Below are 15,512 nucleotides of genomic sequence, written 5' to 3'. Positions count from 1 at the left end.
CCCTGTTGTCGGCTTGCCAGACCGGCGAGCGCGAGGCGTCGGTTCATCGGCCGATTGTAGAAAGCCAGGTCATATGCTCATGAGGAATATGCAGACAACGAGAAAGTCGTTCCAATCTATATAGAGCCTCCCTACAGTCGCGCCTTCACCGGCCATGGGGCCGGACGTGGTGGGTTCATGGACGGGATTGCGGTCATCAGCGGGTTCGGCATCGGCGCCATCGTCGGGATGACCGGCGTGGGCGGCGGTTCGCTGATGACGCCGCTGCTGATTGGCGTGTTCAAGCTGCACCCGGCGGTGGCCATCGGCACCGACCTGTGGTTTGCCGGCCTGACCAAGACCGGCGGCGCCTGGGCCCACCACCGACACGGCCACGTCGACTACCGCATCGCCGGCCGCATGCTGGCCGGCAGCATCCCGGCCGCGCTGGCCACGATCGCGCTGATGCACTTCACCGGCATCACCAAGGGCTGGGCCGCGGCGCTGACCTTCTCTCTGGGCATCGCGCTGCTGCTCACGGCCGTGGTGGTCGCCTACAAGAAGACCTGGCTGGCGCTGGGGCTGCGCCTCGAGCGCTGGCTGCCCGAGGCGCGGCAGCGTCGCCTCACCGTGGCCGCCGGGGTGCTGCTGGGCGTGCTGGTGTCGCTCAGCTCCATCGGCGCTGGCGCGGTGGGCGCCACGCTGATCCTGCTGCTGTACCCGCGCCTGCCGGCCGCTCGCCTGGTGGGCACCGACATCGCCCACGCCGTGCCGCTGACGCTGGTGGCCGGCATCGGCCACGCCACGCTGGGCCACGTCGAATGGGGCCTGCTGACCGCCCTGCTGGTGGGCTCGCTGCCCGGCATCTGGCTCGGCGCCCGCCTCACCAAGGCCCTGCCCGAGGTGTGGGTGCGCACCCTGCTGTGCGCCTCGCTCGTCACCGCCGGCCTCAAGGTCATCCACTGATCCCCCGCACGAAAGCGCACCCCATGTACGCCTACACCGACTTCGACCGCCAGTTCGTCCGCGCCCGCGCCACCCAGTTCCGCGACCAGCTCGAGCGCCACCTGCGCGGTGAACTGGCCGACGACGACTTCCGCCCGCTGCGCCTGCAGAACGGCTGGTACGTGCAGCGCCATGCGCCGATGCTGCGCGTGGCCGTGCCCTACGGCGAACTGCACGCCCGGCAGTTGCGCCAGCTGGCCGTCATCGCCCGCACCCACGACCGTGGCTATGGCCACTTCACCACGCGGCAGAACCTGCAGTTCAACTGGATCCCGCTCACCCAGGCGGCCGACGTGATGGACCTGCTGGCCGACGTGGACATGCACGGCATCCAGACCAGCGGCAACTGCATCCGCAACATCACCAGCGACGCGCTGGCCGGCGTCGCCGCCGACGAGCTGATCGACCCGCGGCCCTACTGCGAGATCCTGCGCCAGTGGAGCACGCTGCACCCCGAGTTCGCGTTCCTGCCGCGCAAGTTCAAGATCGCGGTGTCGGGCGCCACCGAGGACCGCGCCGCCACCGCCTGGCACGACGTGGGCCTGCACCTGCGCCGCAACGATGCCGGCCAAGTGGGCTTCCGCGTGCTGGTGGGCGGTGGCATGGGCCGCACGCCGGTGATCGCCAGCGAGATCGCCGACTTCGTGCCCTGGCAGCAGATCCTCGTGTACCTCGAGGCGATCGTGCGCGTGTACAACCGCTTCGGCCGCCGCGACAACCTGTACAAGGCGCGCATCAAGATCCTCGTCAAGGCCGAGGGGAAGAAGTACTTCGACGCCGTGGCCGAGGAATTCCGCCAGATCCTGGCCGAGGGCACGGCCCAGCTGATCCCGCAGGCCGAGTTCGACCGCGTGGCCGCCTGCTTCGTGCGGCCGGCCGGCGTGCAGCCGATCACCACGGCCATCGCCCCGGCCGGCGACGACACCGACCGCCCGCAGGCCTACACCCGCTGGCTCGCCCGCAACGTGCACGCGCACCAGGTGAGCGGCTACCGCGCCGTCACGCTGTCGCTCAAGCGCGCCGGCCAGGCGCCCGGTGACGTCACGGCCGACCAGATGGACCTGGCCGCCGCGCTGGCCGAGACCTACAGCCATGCCGAACTGCGCGTCACGCACGACCAGAACCTGCTGCTGCCCTGGGTGCGCGAGAGCGACCTGCGCGCCCTGTGGCAGGCGGCGCGCGAGGCCGGCTTCGCCACGCCCAACATCGGCCTGCTGACCGACCTGATCAACTGCCCGGGCGGTGACTTCTGCGCGCTGGCCAACGCCCGCTCGATCCCGGTGGCCGCCGCCATCACCGAGCGCTTCGACGACCTCGACGCGCTGTACGACATCGGCGACATCGACCTGCACATCAGCGGCTGCATCAACAGCTGCGGCCACCACCACAGCGGCCACATCGGCATCCTCGGCGTCGACAAGGACGGCAGCGAGTGGTACCAGGTGACGCTGGGCGGCTCCGACGGCTCCACCCAGAGCGGCCCGGCCATCCCCGGCAAGGTGATCGGCCCGTCCTTCGCCGCCGACGAGGTGCCCGACGTGATCGAGGCCGTGATCGACACCTACCGCGCCCGGCGCCGCCTGGGCGAGCGGTTCATCGACACCTGCCGCCGCATCGGCCTGGCCGAATTCAAGACCGCCGCCGATGCCCAGCGTCAGGCCACGGCCGACCTTGCTGCCTGAAAGGACACCCCACCATGCAATTCATCCGCACCCAGCTCGACCCCTGGCACACCCGCGGCGGCGAGGACGGCCCCGTGTCGCACCCGCAACCCTATGGCCACGCGCTGCTCACGCTCGAGCAATGGCATGCCGTGCGCGAGACCTGGCCGGCGCACTTTGCCACCGGCGTGCTGCTGGCCAACACGGCCGACGTGGCCGCGTTGGCGGCCGACCTGCCGCGGCTCAAGCTGGTGGCGCTGCAGTTCCCCAAGTGGACCGACGGCCGCGCCTACAGCCAGGCCCGGCTGCTGCGCCAGCGCCATGGCTACACCGGCGAGATCCGCGCGGTGGGCGACGTGCTCGTCGACATGCTGCCGCTGCTTCAGCGCTGCGGCGTCGACGCCGTCAAGCTGCGCGCCGACCAGAACCTCGAATCGGCGCAGCGCGCGCTGGGCTACTTCGTCGGCCACTACCAGGGCGACGTGGTGCAGAAGCTGCCGGCCTTCGCCCGCGACCTGGCCCAGGAACTGGCCGCCAGCCAGGCGCGCCGGCGCGACGAGGCTGAGCAGTTTGCCGGCCAGGGCATCTGACATGACGGCAATCCCAAGCGCACGTGGCCGGACGGTACTGACATGACCGCCATCGCGCTCTACGCCCGCCCCAGCGAAGGCTTCGACTCCCGCGTCGCCCATGCCGTGGCGGTGCTGCAGTCAGCCGCCAGCGAGTACCACGGCCGCATCGTCCAGAGCACCAGCCTCGGCGTCGAGGACATGGTCGTCACCGACCTGATCGCGCGGCACGAACTGCCCATCGCGCTGGCCACGCTGGACACCGGGCAGTTGCACGCGCAGACGCTGGCGCTGATCCCCCGCATCCAGCAGCACTACGGCCTGCCGGTGGAGGTGTTCGCGCCGCCGCAGGAGGCCGTCGTGCACTTCGTGCGCGCCAATGGCGACGAGGCGATGTACAAGAGCCTGGCGCTGCGCAAGGCCTGCTGCGGCCTGCGCAAGCTCGAGCCACTGGCCCGCATGCTGGCCGGCCGCGCGGCCTGGGTCACCGGCCTGCGGCGCGAGCAGTCCAACGCCCGCGGCGACGTGCCCTTCTCCGAACCCGACGACCAGGGCCGCACCAAGCTCAACCCGCTGGCCGACTGGAGCTGGGCCGACGTGTGGCACTACGTGGCCACCAACGGCGTGCCCTACAACCCGCTGCACGACGAGTTCATGCCCAGCATCGGTTGCGCCCCCTGCACCCGCGCCATCGCCGTGGGCGAGGACTTCCGCGCCGGCCGCTGGTGGTGGGAGGACGAGTCTCTCAAGGAATGCGGCCTGCACGTGCACCCGGCCGCCGATGCATCACCCCTGACCCAAGGAGCCGCGGCATGAACGCACGCGTCAACCTCGACCAACTGCTGCCCGAGCTAGACCACCGCCACCTCGACTGGCTGGAGGAAGAGGCCATCTTCATCCTGCGCGAGGTGGCCGCCACCTTCGAACGCCCGGCGCTGCTGTTCTCGGGCGGCAAGGACTCGTGCGTGGTGCTGCGCCTGGCCGAGAAGGCCTTCAAGAACCGCGTGCAGGGCAACGACTTTTCGGGCCGCCTGCCCTTCCCGCTGCTGCACGTGGACACCGGCCACAACTTCCCCGAGGTGATCGAGTTCCGCGACCGCCGCGTCGCCGAGATGGGCGAGCGCCTGGTGGTCGGCCACCTCGAGGATTCGATGCAGCGCGGCACCGTGCGGCTGGCGCACCCGCTGGAATCGCGCAATGGCCACCAGACGGTGACGCTGCTCGAGGCCATCGAGGAACACCGCTTCGACTGCCTGATCGGCGGCGCCCGTCGCGACGAGGAGAAGGCCCGCGCCAAGGAGCGCATCTTCAGCCACCGCGACGGCTTCGGCCAGTGGCAGCCGAAGGAGCAGCGGCCCGAGCTGTGGACGCTGTTCAACACCCGCCACCGCCCCGGCGAGCACTTCCGCAGCTTCCCGATCAGCAACTGGACCGAGCTCGATGTGTGGCTGTACCTGGCCCGCGAGAACATCCCGCTGCCCGATCTTTACTACGCGCACGAGCGGCAGGTGATCCGCCGCAAGGGCCTGCTGGTGCCGCTGACCGACGTCACCCCGCCCGAGGCCGGCGAGACGGTGGAAACTGCCACCGTGCGCTTCCGCACCGTGGGCGACATGACCTGCACCTGCCCGGTGGAAAGCACCGCCGCCAACGCCGCCGAGATCGTTGCCGAGACGCTCACCGTCACCGTCAGCGAACGCGGCGCCACGCGCATGGACGATCGCACCTCCGACGCCTCGATGGAGCGCCGCAAGAAAGAAGGGTATTTCTGATGAACGCCGTGCTGAAGACCGCGCCCCGCGACGAGGCCGCGGCCGCCGACCCCGCCACCGTGACCGACCACCGCGCCCTGCGCTTCCTCACCGCCGGCAGCGTCGACGATGGCAAGAGCACGCTGATCGGCCGCCTGCTGTTCGACAGCCGCGCCATCCTGGCCGACCAGCTCGACACGCTCGAGAAGCGCGCCGCCGGCGAGCCCATCGACCTGTCGCTGCTCACCGACGGCCTGGAGGCCGAGCGCGAGCAGGGCATCACCATCGACGTGGCCTACCGCTACTTCGCCACGCCGCGGCGCAAGTTCATCATCGCCGACGCGCCGGGCCACGAGCAGTACACCCGCAACATGGTCACCGCCGCCGCCGGCAGCGACGCCGCGGTGGTGCTGGTGGACATCACCAAGCTCGACTGGCGCCATCGCCCGGTGGCCCTGCTGCCGCAGACCCGCCGCCACGCGCTGCTGGCGCACCTGCTGCGCGTGCCGAGCATCGTCTTCGCGGTGAACAAGCTCGATGCGGTGGACGACCCGCAGGCCGCCTTCGAGGCGGCGCGCGATGCGCTGCTGGCCTTCGTGCGCGAGGCCCGGCTCTCGGGCCTGTCCGGCATCGTGCCGGTGAGCGCCCTGCGCGGCGACAACGTGGCGCTGCCGATGGACTCCGGCTGGTACCGCGGCCCATCGCTGCTGCAACTGCTGGAGAGCCTGCCGACCACCCAGGAACGCACCCAGGGCGAGATGCTGCTGCCGGTGCAGTACGTGGCCCGCGAAGGCGACGGCACCGGCCACCAGCCGCGCACCTTCTGGGGCCGCATCGCCCACGGCAGCGTGCAGGCCGGCGACGCGGTGCAGGTGTTCCCCAGCGGCGAGATCGCCGTGGTGGCCGAGGTGCGCCGCGCCGGCTCGACGGTGGACTCTTCGAAGGCGGGCGAATCGGCCGGCCTCGTGCTGGACCGCCAGCTCGACATCTCTCGCGGCGACTGGATCGCCAGCCCCGGCAGCCTGCGCCCCGCGCAGCGCGTCGAGGCCACGCTGGCCTGGCTGGACACCGAGCCGGCCCAGGTGGGCCGCAAGTACTGGGTGCGGCACGGCAACCGCTGGGTGCAGGCGCGCATCACCGCCATCGACCACCGCCTGGACATCCACGACCTGCAGCCGCTGGACGCCCACGAACTGGCCGTCAACGAGATCGGCCAGGTCACGGTCGAGTTCCAGCAGCCGCTGCCGGTGGAGCCCTATGCGCAGAACCGCGTCGGCGGTGCGTTGATCATGGTTGACCCCACCAGCAACCGCACCAGCGGTGCCTTGCTGGTGCGCGCGGCAGCTTAAGATCAGCGGCATGGGCCATGTCGTCTTCATCGGTGCCGGCCCCGGCGCGGCCGACCTGATCACCTTGCGCGGCGCCCGCCACCTGGGCCAGGCCGAGGTGGTGCTGCACGACGCGCTGACCGACCCCGCGCTGCGCGAACTGGCGCCCCAGGCGCGCTGGGTGAACGTCGGCAAGCGCGGCTTCGGCCCCGCGGCCGAGCAGGCGGCGATCAACGCGCGGCTGGTGCGCGAGGCCCGCCGCCACGGCTGCGTGGTGCGGCTCAAGGGCGGCGACCCCAGCGTCTTCGGCCGGCTCGAAGAAGAAATGGCCGCGCTGCACGAACACGGCATCGGCTTCGAGGTGGTGCCCGGCGTCACCGCCGCGCTGGCCGCCGCCGCCGACAGCGCCCGCCCGCTCACCCGCCGCGGCCGCGGCCGCAGCGTCAGCCTCAGCACCGCGATGACGCGCCAGGGCGCCCTTCAGGCCGGCCGCACCGCCGACACCGAGGTCTTCTACATGGCCGGCCGGCAACTCGCCGCGCTGTCGCGGCGCCTTCAGGACGCCGGCTGGCCCGCCGACGCCGCCACCTGCGTCGTCTCGCGAGCGGGCTGGCCCGATGCCATCACCAGCGCCCATCAGGTGGGTTCGCTGGCCGACGCCGCGGTGCTGCACGCCGGCCGGCCGGCCGTGGTGACGGTGGGCGCCGGCGCCGAGGCCATCGCGTCGAAGACCCCAGCATTTGACCGGCCTCGAGCCGCGACGCAAACGCACGCGCCTTAAAATCGTGCGTTCGTGCTGCCACTGAAACCTTCCCGAGCCTCCCCATGACACACGTCGTCCTCGAATCGTGCATCCGCTGCAAGTACACCGACTGCGTCGATGTGTGCCCTGTCGATTGCTTCCGCGAAGGCCCGAACTTCCTGACCATCGACCCGGACGAGTGCATCGACTGTGCCGTGTGCATCCCCGAGTGCCCGGTCAACGCGATCCTGCCCGAGGAAGACGTGCCGGCCGACCAGATCGCCTTCATCAAGCTCAATGCCGATCTGGCCAAGGGCTGGCCCAGCATCACCAAGCGCAAGCCCGCCCTGCCCGACGCCGATGAGTGGAAAGACCGCAAGAACAAGCTGTCCGAGCTGATCCGCTGAGCTTGTTCCACCTGCCCATGATCGAGACCGACGCCGTCGTCATCGGCGCCGGCCCGGTCGGTTTGTTCCAGGCCTTCCAGCTGGGCCTGCTGGAGATCGGTGCCCACATCGTCGATGCGCTGCCCGCCCCGGGCGGCCAATGCGTCGAGCTCTACCCCGACAAGCCGATCTACGACATCCCCGGCATCCGCGTGTGCAGCGGCCACGAGCTGGCCGACCGTCTGCTCGAGCAGATCAGACCGTTCGGCACCGCCTTGCACCTGGGCCAGACCATCGTGTCGCTGCAGCCACAGGCCGACGGTCGCTTCGCATTGCACACCAGTGCCGGCATGCGCTTCCTGTGCCGCGCGGTGTTCATCGCCGCCGGGGTGGGCGCCTTCCAGCCCAAGCCGCTCAAGGTAGATGGCATCGAGCTCTTCGTCGACCGCCAGGTCTTCCACCGTGCCCCCGCGCAGGCGGCGCTGGCTGGCCAGCAGGTGCTGGTGTTCGGCGATGACGAGCAGGCGCTGTCCGACACCCTGGGGCTGATCGAGGCCGGCGACGCCGTGCCCGCCAGCGTGACCCTGGTGCACCGCCGCGACGCCTTCAGCGCCACGCCCGACACGGTGGCCCGCATGCGCCAGGCCTGCGCCGACGGCCGCCTGCGCTTCGTCGCGGCACAACCGGTGGGCATCGACGTGGCGGACGGCCGCCTCACCGGCCTGCAGCTGATCGACGCCGACGGCAAGCCGGTGGGCCTGCCGGCCGACACGGTGCTGGTGCTGCTGGGCCTGAGCCCAAGGCTTGGACCGATCGCCGACTGGGGCCTGGCCATGTCGCGCCGCCAGCTGGTGGTCGACACCGCGCAGTTCCAGACCAGCGTGGCGGGCATCCACGCGGTCGGCGACATCAACACCTACGCCGGCAAGCGCAAGCTCATCGTCTGCGGCTTCCACGAGGCCACGCTCGCTGCCTATGGCGCTGCGCAGCGCCTGCGCCCGGGCCAGGCGGTGCTGCAGCAATACACCACCACCAGCCCCCGCCTGCACCAATTGCTGGGCGTGGCGCGGGGTTGATCGACGCTCGTTCATAATTCTGGTCCCCGCACGGTGCAATTGCGCCGCGCGGCTTCGCTAGGGGTGTTGTGCCGTTCACGCGGTGCGACTGAGAAAGTCCCTTTGAACCTGACTGAGGTAATCCTCGCGCAGGGAAGCAGCCAGACACAACGCCATGCCTCCGCAGGGCCGTTCTCCAGCTTGCCGACCTGCCATCGCCAACCTGGACACACGATGGCAACCCACACCACTTTTCAGTTCCGACGCCGAATGCGCCCGCATCGGCTGGCCCTGGCGACCCTCGCCGCCTGCCTGGGATCCGGCCTCACCGCCCCGGTCTGCGCGCAGGACGCCGTGCAGACCGTCACCATCAGCGGTCGCAACAGCGCCAACGCTGCCAGCGTCGCCGGCTTCGGCGACATCCCGGTGTCGCGCTCGCCGTTCTCGGCCAGCGTCATCACCACCCGCCAACTGGCCGATGCCGGCATCGGCGGACTGGCCGACATCACCCGGCTGGACGCCGGCATCACCGACGCCTACAACGCCCCGGGCTACTGGGGTCAGCTGGCGGTGCGCGGCTTCACGCTCGAGAACCGCAGCAACTACCGCCGCGACGGCCTGCCCATCAATGCCGAGACCGTGCTGCCGCAAGCCAACAAGCAGTCGCTCGAGGTGCTCAAGGGCACCAGTGGCCTGCAGGCCGGCGTCAGCTCGCCCGGCGGCCTGGTCAACCTGGTCGTCAAGCGCCCCACCGGCACCGTCCGCCAGCTCACGCTCGGCTGGGCCGACGACGCCAGCCTCGGCGCCGCCATCGACCTGGGCGACCGATCGGGCGCCTTCGGCTGGCGCCTGAACGCCGCCTACGACCACCTGCAGCCGCCCACCGACGCCAGCCGCGGTCACAGCCGCCTGCTGGCACTGGCCGTCGACGCCCAGGTGACGCCGGGGCTGCTGGTGGAGGCCGAGATCGAATCCAGCCGACAGGTGCAACCCAGCACGCCGGGGTTCAGCGTGCTGGGTGACCGAGTGCCCGACGCCGGCGCCAGCGACCCACGCACCAACCTCAACCAGCAGCCGTGGCGCCTGCCGGTGGTGATGGCCGGCCGCACCGGGTCGTTGCGACTGACACAGACCCTGGGCAAGGATCTGCAACTCAGCCTGCACGCGATGCGCCAGCGCCTGGACAGCGACGACCGCATCGCCTTCCCGTCCGGCTGCAGCGCCGAGGAGCGCTTCGACCGTTACTGCAGCGACGGCACGTTCGACCTTTACGACTTCCGCAGCGAGGGCGAACGCCGCACCACCGACGCGCTGGACGTGGCGCTGTCCGGCCGCGCCCTGGCCCTGGGACTGGCCCACCAGTTCACGGCCGGCCTGCTGTTCAGCCGCCACGAGGCCCGCTTCAACCGCCAGGCCTTCAACTACGTGGGCACCGGCCGCATCGGCGCACTGGTCGTCACGCCGGCGGACCCGTCGCTGACCGACGAGAACACCGACCGCGACGAAAAGAGCACCGAGCTGCGCCTGCAGGATCTCGTCGTGCTGACACCTGAAATGAGCGCCTGGATCGGCCTGCGCCACTCGCGTCTGGACCGCCGCAGCGAGCGCACCGATGGCTCGCGGCCCATCGCCTATGAGCAGTCGTTCACGACGCCATGGCTGGCGCTGAGCCACGCGGTCGGCCCGAACGGCATGGCCTACGCCAGCTGGGGCCGCGGCGTGGAGACCGAGGTGGCCCCGAACCGATCGCGTTACGCCAATGCCGGCGAAGCGCTGCCGGCGCTGCAGAGCCGACAGATCGAGTTTGGCTACAAGCACCGCACCGCCCTGCTCGACTGGACCGTGGCGGCCTTCGACATCCGCCGCCCGACCTGGTCGGACCTGGGCCCCTGCGACAGCGGAGCAGACGGCTGTGTGCGCGCCATCGACGGCAGCGCACGCCACCGCGGCATCGAGGCCGAGGTCGAATGGCGTGCCGGCGCCTGGAACCTGCGCGGCAGCGCGATGGCACTGAAGGCACGCCGCGAAGGCGCCGCGGATGCCGCGATCAACGGGCTGCGCCCCACCAACGTGCCGGCCTCCAGCCTGAAGGTGCAGGCCGCGTACAACGTGGCTTATGTGCCGGGCCTGGCCTTGCTGGGCTTCGTCACGCACGAGGGCCGGCGCATGGTGCTGCCCGACAACAGCCTGGACACCCCAGGCTGGACCCGACTCGACCTGGCCCTGCGCTACGCCCAACGCCTGGGCTCGCGCCAGGTGGTCTGGCGTGCCGGCATCGACAACGTCGCCAACGCCCGCGCCTGGAAGGAAGCCCCCTTCCAGTTCGGCCATGCCTACCTCTACCCGCTGCAGCCGCGCAGTCTGCACGTCTCGGCGCAGATGGATCTTTGAGGCGACGGAAATCTCAGTGCTATACTGCGAGGCTATTCCCCGATAGCTCAGTTGGTAGAGCGCCGGACTGTTAATCCGTAGGTCCCTGGTTCGAGCCCAGGTCGGGGAGCCAAAAACAGCGTGTGAAATCAAGGCCTCAGCGGTGCGAACCGCTGAGGCCTTGTTCTATTCCGGGGTCAGCAGGCGGCTTGTCAGTAGAGCTGTCAGAAACCGCCCTGGAGCCGATGCTGCGGCCCGACGCCCCGCGACACCCAAAGTCGCTCCAAGTCGGACGAACATCAACCCGCGGGACAGCGATGGCTGAACCCGGAGACGACACATCGAGCCTCTACCGCAAGGGCTCGTCTTGTCCAGTCCAGTGTTTTCCACGTCCACAGGCACGCGCCTGGGACGCTGTGTGCGCGTGTCGGCGTCAGCCGCCCGGACGCAAGCACTTGCTGCGACCGCACCTCGCCAGCCCGGAGGCCACCAATGGGGCGCAACGCGGCGTCGGTGAGGAACCTCCCACCGTTCTCCATCGCACAGACCGGGCGGCACCGGACGCGCATCGTGGAGGGCCTCAACCCCGTCAAGGTCAGAACACCATGCGTCGACTGGCGAACGATCGGCAAGGTCTCGCCACCGGTGGTGCCCTGCGGCAAGACCGCACCGGCGACGGCACCCAGGCCGCACCGGCCGCGGCCACATAGTGCACGCCAACGCACCTGTGGACGCGCGGCAAGCCACGCTGCCGGGCGATCCGTCGCTGATCGACGCCACCGACCTGGCCCTTTCGCTCGACACCGATCTGGATCGTGGCCTGAGCGCTGACGAAGCAGCCAGGCGGCTGCAGACCGACGGCCCCAACGAACTGCGGGCGCTGCCCCCGGTGCGCGCCTGGCGCCGTGCGCTGGCGCAGTTGCAGGACCCCTTGGTCTACCTGCTGGGTGCCGCCGCGGCCGTGGCCCTGGCCGCCTGGTGGTTCGAAGGCCGGGGCCAACCGGGCGTGGCGGGCTGGCCGCTGGATGCCATCGTCATCGTCTGCGTGGTGGTGCTGAACGCCGTGCTGGGCTGGTTGCAGGAGGCCAAGGCGGCGCAGGCGGTGGCAGCGCTGGCGAAGATGACCACCGCCACCTCGGCCGTGCTGCGCGACGGCGCCTTGGCCCGCGTGCCCAGCGCCGAACTGGTCGTGGGCGACCTGTTGGTGCTCGCCGAAGGCGACGCCGTGGGCGCCGATGCGCGCCTGGTGCAGGCCGCTGCGTTGAAGCTGCTGGAGGCCCCTTTGACAGGCGAGAGCGAGGCGGTGCTGAAGGACGCGGCACAGCTGTCCGGGCCTGCGGCGCTGGGCGACCGGCTGAACATGGTCTTCAAGGGCACGGCCGTCGCACAGGGCACAGGGCACGCCATCGTCACCGCCACCGGCATGCACACCGAGATGGGCGGCATCGCCACGCTGCTGGACACCACGCCCGACGCGCCGACACCGCTGCAGCGGGAGGTTGCGCACCTGGGCAAGGTGCTGGGCATCGCGGCGCTGCTGATCGCCGCGGTCGTCGTGGCCACCATCCTGCTCACCTCGGACATCCAGGGCGTGGCCGATGTCGTCACGGTGCTGCTGCTGGGGGTCTCGCTGGCCGTGGCCGCCGTGCCCGAGGGCCTGCCGGCGATCCTGTCGGTGGTGCTGGCGATGGGCGTGCGCCGCATGGCGCACCACCACGCCATCGTCAAGAAGCTGGCCTCGGTGGAGACGCTCGGCTCGGCCTCGGTCATCGCGTCGGACAAGACCGGCACGCTGACGCGCGGCGAGATGACGGTGCAGCGGGTGATGACCGCCTCGGGCCGCAGCGACCTCACCGGCGTGGGGTATGCGCCCGAGGGGCGTGCCGAGACGGCGGGCGCCGCACTCGCCGCAGGCCCGCTGCAGCTGGAGTTGCAGGCGGTGTTGCAGGGCGGCAGCCTGGCCGGCAACGCCCAGCTGCAACAGGACGACAGCGGAACCTGGGGCATCCAGGGCGACCCCACCGAAGCCGCGTTCCTGGTCGCCGAACGCAAGCTCGGCACGCTGGGCAAGGCGGCCGCAGGCCAGCCGACGCCCGAGTGGAAGGACCGCTTCGAGCGCATCGGCGAGATCCCCTTCACCTCGCAGCGCAAGATGATGTCGGTGCTCGTGGTGGACCATGCGGACGGCGACGCGCACGTGCTGCTGACCAAGGGCGCGCCCGATGTGCTGCTGGCCCATTGCACCCACGCCCGGCGGGGCGAGGCCACGGTGGCGCTGGATGCCGCCATGCATTCGCAGGTGGTGGCCGGCGTGGCGGCCATGACCGACGACGCGCTGCGCACGCTGGCCGTGGCGCGCCGCACGCTGCCGCCTGGCGCACGCATACCCGCCGATGCCTCTGCGGCGGCCGGGCTCGAGCGAGGGCTGGAGTACCTCGGCACCGTGGGCCTCATCGACCCGCCGCGCGAAGAGGCCGCCGTGGCCATCGCCCAGGCCCGCCAGGCCGGCATCCGCGTGATCATGATCACCGGCGACCACCCGCGCACCGCGGTGCGCATCGCGGCCGATCTCGGCATCGCCATCACCGAGGCCAGTGCTGGGTCGCCGGTGCTCACGGGTCTCGAGCTCGACAAGCTCGGCGACGACGCCGCCTTTGCCGCCGCCGCGCAGCAGACCTCGGTGTTCGCCCGCGTGGCGCCCCGGCACAAGCTGCGCATCGTGCGCGCACTGCAGGGCAGCGGCCACGTGGTGGCGATGACGGGCGACGGCGTCAACGATGCCCCCGCGCTGAAGGCCGCCGACATCGGCGTGGCGATGGGCGTGGCCGGCACCGAGGTGACCAAGGAAGCGGCCCGCATGATCCTGGCCGACGACCACTTCGCCACCATCGTGCTGGCCGTGCGCGAGGGACGTGGCGTGCTCGACAACATCCGCAAGTTCCTGCGCTACCTGCTGTCGTCGAACCTGGCCGAGGTGCTGACGGTGTTCGCCGGCGTGGTGGGGGCCGGCGTCATCGGCCTGAAGGCCACGGCCACCGGATCGGGCGGTGCGGTGGTGCTGCCGCTGCTGGCCACGCAGATCCTGTGGATCAACCTGATCACCGACACCGGGCCCGCGCTGGCCATGGGGGTGGACCCGATCGCCGACGACGTCATGGCCCGCAAGCCGCGCCCGCGAAGCCAACGCATCGTCGACGCGCGCATGGGGCTGGGCGTGCTAGAGGTCGGCGTCGTGATGGCGGTGCTGACCCTGCTGACGCTGGACTTGTTCCTGCCCGGCGGGCTGATCGAACCCGTGGACCGCTGGCTGGGCGCCGGCCCGCACAGCCTGGAGTTGGCCCGCACCGCCGCCTTCACGGTGCTGGTGCTGACGCAGCTGTTCAACTGCTTCAACGCCCGATCGGCAAGCGCATCGGCGTTCCACGCGGCCTTCTCGAACCGCTGGCTGTGGGCGGCGGTGGCGCTGTCGGCTGCCCTGCAAGGGGCCGTCGTGCACCTGCCCTTCCTCAACCTCGCCTTCGGCACCGTGCCGCTGTCGGCGGGCCAGTGGGGCGTGTGCGTGGCAATGGCCAGCGGGGTGCTCTGGTTCAGCGAAGGGCGAAAGCTCTTGCGCCGACGCCGAGCCCGGCAGGCGCCCGCACCGACCGGCCCATGAGTGCATGCAAGTCCTGACGGCGGCGAGCCGGCGACACCGGGTTTGGTCGCTGTCCCAGAGCTTGCTGGTCGGGCTGGCGGCCGCGCTCTCGGCGTGGGTCTTCGTGCAGCTCGGCAACGAGATGGCAGAAGGCGAAACGCGAGCCTTCGACATGTTCATCGTGCGCGCCATGCAGTCGCTGCGCGGCGGCCATCCCTGGGCAGCCTCGATCCTGCGCGATCTCAGCGGACTTGGCAGCACGGTCGTCATGACGCTGTGCACGACCATCACCGTCGGCTACCTGGCCCTGACGTCGGCCCGCAGGATGGCGGGGCTGGTCGCCGTCGCCGTCGTCATGGGCGCGTTGGGCATCGGCCTGCTGAAGGAGGGCTTCGCCCGGCTGCGACCGAGCGCCGCCTTCGCGGAAATCGTGACGCCGGGCATGAGCTTTCCCAGTGGGCACGCCGGCATGTCGGCCATCGTCTTCCTGACGCTGGGCACGCTGCTGGCCAGCACCCGCAGCCGCGGGATCGAACGCACGTACATCCTGTCGGTGGCCGCGTTCATGACCCTGCTGGTCGGGCTGAGCCGCGTCGCGCTGGGCGTGCACTGGGCAACCGACGTGTTGGCAGGATGGGCCTACGGGTTCGGCTGGGCGCTGGTCTGGCTGCTGCTCGCGCGCACCGCGGTGGTAGGCGGCAAGGCCGACACCCCTCCGCACGGCCAGGCGCAGCCGTAGCACCGGGGTCCCCGGCCGGGTCGGGCCGACGGTGCGCAAGGTGACGCCGAGCCCGACGGCTCGATGGCGCACCGGCCTGGCGTTCTGGCGCTTCAGGCCAGGCGAGCGGGGCACCCAGATCGAGCCGTCTGCGACGGCCATGCCCTCGAGATCGGCCTCTTCGCCGGCTGCACCGGGCAGGTCCTGAAGTCCAGGCGGACGGCATTCGCGGTTCGGGCGTCGGGCATGGGGTGATGCGGCTGTGGATGACGTGCGCGGGCGGCTCGCGTGCAGCCGTTCGAGCCGGTCTCAGC

General features: G+C 70.8%; 12 protein-coding genes, 1 tRNA gene and 1 riboswitch. All 13 genes read left to right on the top strand.

Annotated features, from left to right (window positions below; translation table 11 throughout):
- Positions 1–177 precede the first annotated feature (177 nt).
- The 13 genes from EOINJALH_RS05455 to EOINJALH_RS05395 all read left to right on the top strand — a co-directional run bounded on the left by EOINJALH_RS05455 (position 178) and on the right by EOINJALH_RS05395 (position 15,219).
- The gene (locus EOINJALH_RS05455; protein WP_088279301.1) at positions 178–945 is read left to right on the top strand and encodes a sulfite exporter TauE/SafE family protein; all 768 of its coding nucleotides are present in this window, start codon (positions 178–180) and stop codon (positions 943–945) included.
- A gap of 23 nt (positions 946–968) precedes the next feature.
- The gene (locus tag EOINJALH_RS05450; protein ID WP_088279300.1) at positions 969–2,666 is read left to right on the top strand and encodes a nitrite/sulfite reductase; all 1,698 of its coding nucleotides are present in this window, start codon (positions 969–971) and stop codon (positions 2,664–2,666) included.
- Between the two features lie 14 nt (positions 2,667–2,680).
- Entirely contained in the window at positions 2,681–3,235 is a 555-nt protein-coding gene (locus EOINJALH_RS05445) for a DUF934 domain-containing protein (RefSeq protein WP_088279299.1), read from the top strand.
- A gap of 42 nt (positions 3,236–3,277) precedes the next feature.
- Positions 3,278–4,030, top strand: coding sequence for a phosphoadenylyl-sulfate reductase (locus tag EOINJALH_RS05440; RefSeq protein ID WP_088279298.1), 753 nt, complete (start codon positions 3,278–3,280; stop codon positions 4,028–4,030).
- Positions 4,027–4,986: a sulfate adenylyltransferase subunit CysD gene (gene cysD, locus EOINJALH_RS05435; protein ID WP_088279297.1), complete on the top strand. Its 960-nt coding sequence runs from the start codon at positions 4,027–4,029 to the stop codon at positions 4,984–4,986. Before EOINJALH_RS05440 ends, cysD begins: the two co-directional genes overlap by 4 nt.
- Entirely contained in the window at positions 4,986–6,314 is a 1,329-nt protein-coding gene (locus EOINJALH_RS05430; protein WP_088279296.1) for a sulfate adenylyltransferase subunit 1, read from the top strand. Before cysD ends, EOINJALH_RS05430 begins: the two co-directional genes overlap by 1 nt.
- Positions 6,315–6,324: 10 nt before the next feature.
- Positions 6,325–7,074, top strand: a complete 750-nt coding sequence (gene cobA, locus EOINJALH_RS05425; RefSeq protein ID WP_088279295.1) for a uroporphyrinogen-III C-methyltransferase — start codon at positions 6,325–6,327, stop codon at positions 7,072–7,074.
- 44 nt (positions 7,075–7,118) lie between these two features.
- Entirely contained in the window at positions 7,119–7,442 is a 324-nt protein-coding gene (fdxA, locus tag EOINJALH_RS05420; protein ID WP_088279294.1) for a ferredoxin FdxA, read from the top strand.
- A 17-nt stretch (positions 7,443–7,459) separates the two neighbouring features.
- Positions 7,460–8,497 carry an NAD(P)/FAD-dependent oxidoreductase gene (locus EOINJALH_RS05415; RefSeq protein ID WP_088279306.1) on the top strand — a complete coding sequence of 346 codons (1,038 nt, stop codon included), beginning with the start codon at positions 7,460–7,462 and terminating at the stop codon, positions 8,495–8,497.
- 49 nt (positions 8,498–8,546) lie between these two features.
- A riboswitch (TPP riboswitch) is annotated at positions 8,547–8,649 on the top strand.
- A 61-nt stretch (positions 8,650–8,710) separates the two neighbouring features.
- Positions 8,711–10,867: a TonB-dependent siderophore receptor gene (locus EOINJALH_RS05410; RefSeq protein WP_088279293.1), complete on the top strand. Its 2,157-nt coding sequence runs from the start codon at positions 8,711–8,713 to the stop codon at positions 10,865–10,867.
- Positions 10,868–10,903: 36 nt separating this feature from the next.
- Positions 10,904–10,979, top strand: a tRNA-Asn gene (locus EOINJALH_RS05405).
- 576 nt (positions 10,980–11,555) lie between these two features.
- Positions 11,556–14,501, top strand: coding sequence for a cation-translocating P-type ATPase (locus tag EOINJALH_RS05400; RefSeq protein ID WP_234413670.1), 2,946 nt, complete (start codon positions 11,556–11,558; stop codon positions 14,499–14,501).
- 4 nt (positions 14,502–14,505) lie between these two features.
- The gene (locus EOINJALH_RS05395; protein WP_088279291.1) at positions 14,506–15,219 is read left to right on the top strand and encodes a phosphatase PAP2 family protein; all 714 of its coding nucleotides are present in this window, start codon (positions 14,506–14,508) and stop codon (positions 15,217–15,219) included.
- Positions 15,220–15,512: the final 293 nt, after the last annotated feature.

This window comes from Ideonella sp. A 288 (assembly GCF_002198735.1).
Classification (GTDB): domain Bacteria; phylum Pseudomonadota; class Gammaproteobacteria; order Burkholderiales; family Burkholderiaceae_C; genus Pseudaquabacterium.
Note: the sequence above shows the minus strand (reverse complement) of the source record. Positions and strands in the feature narration are given on the sequence as shown.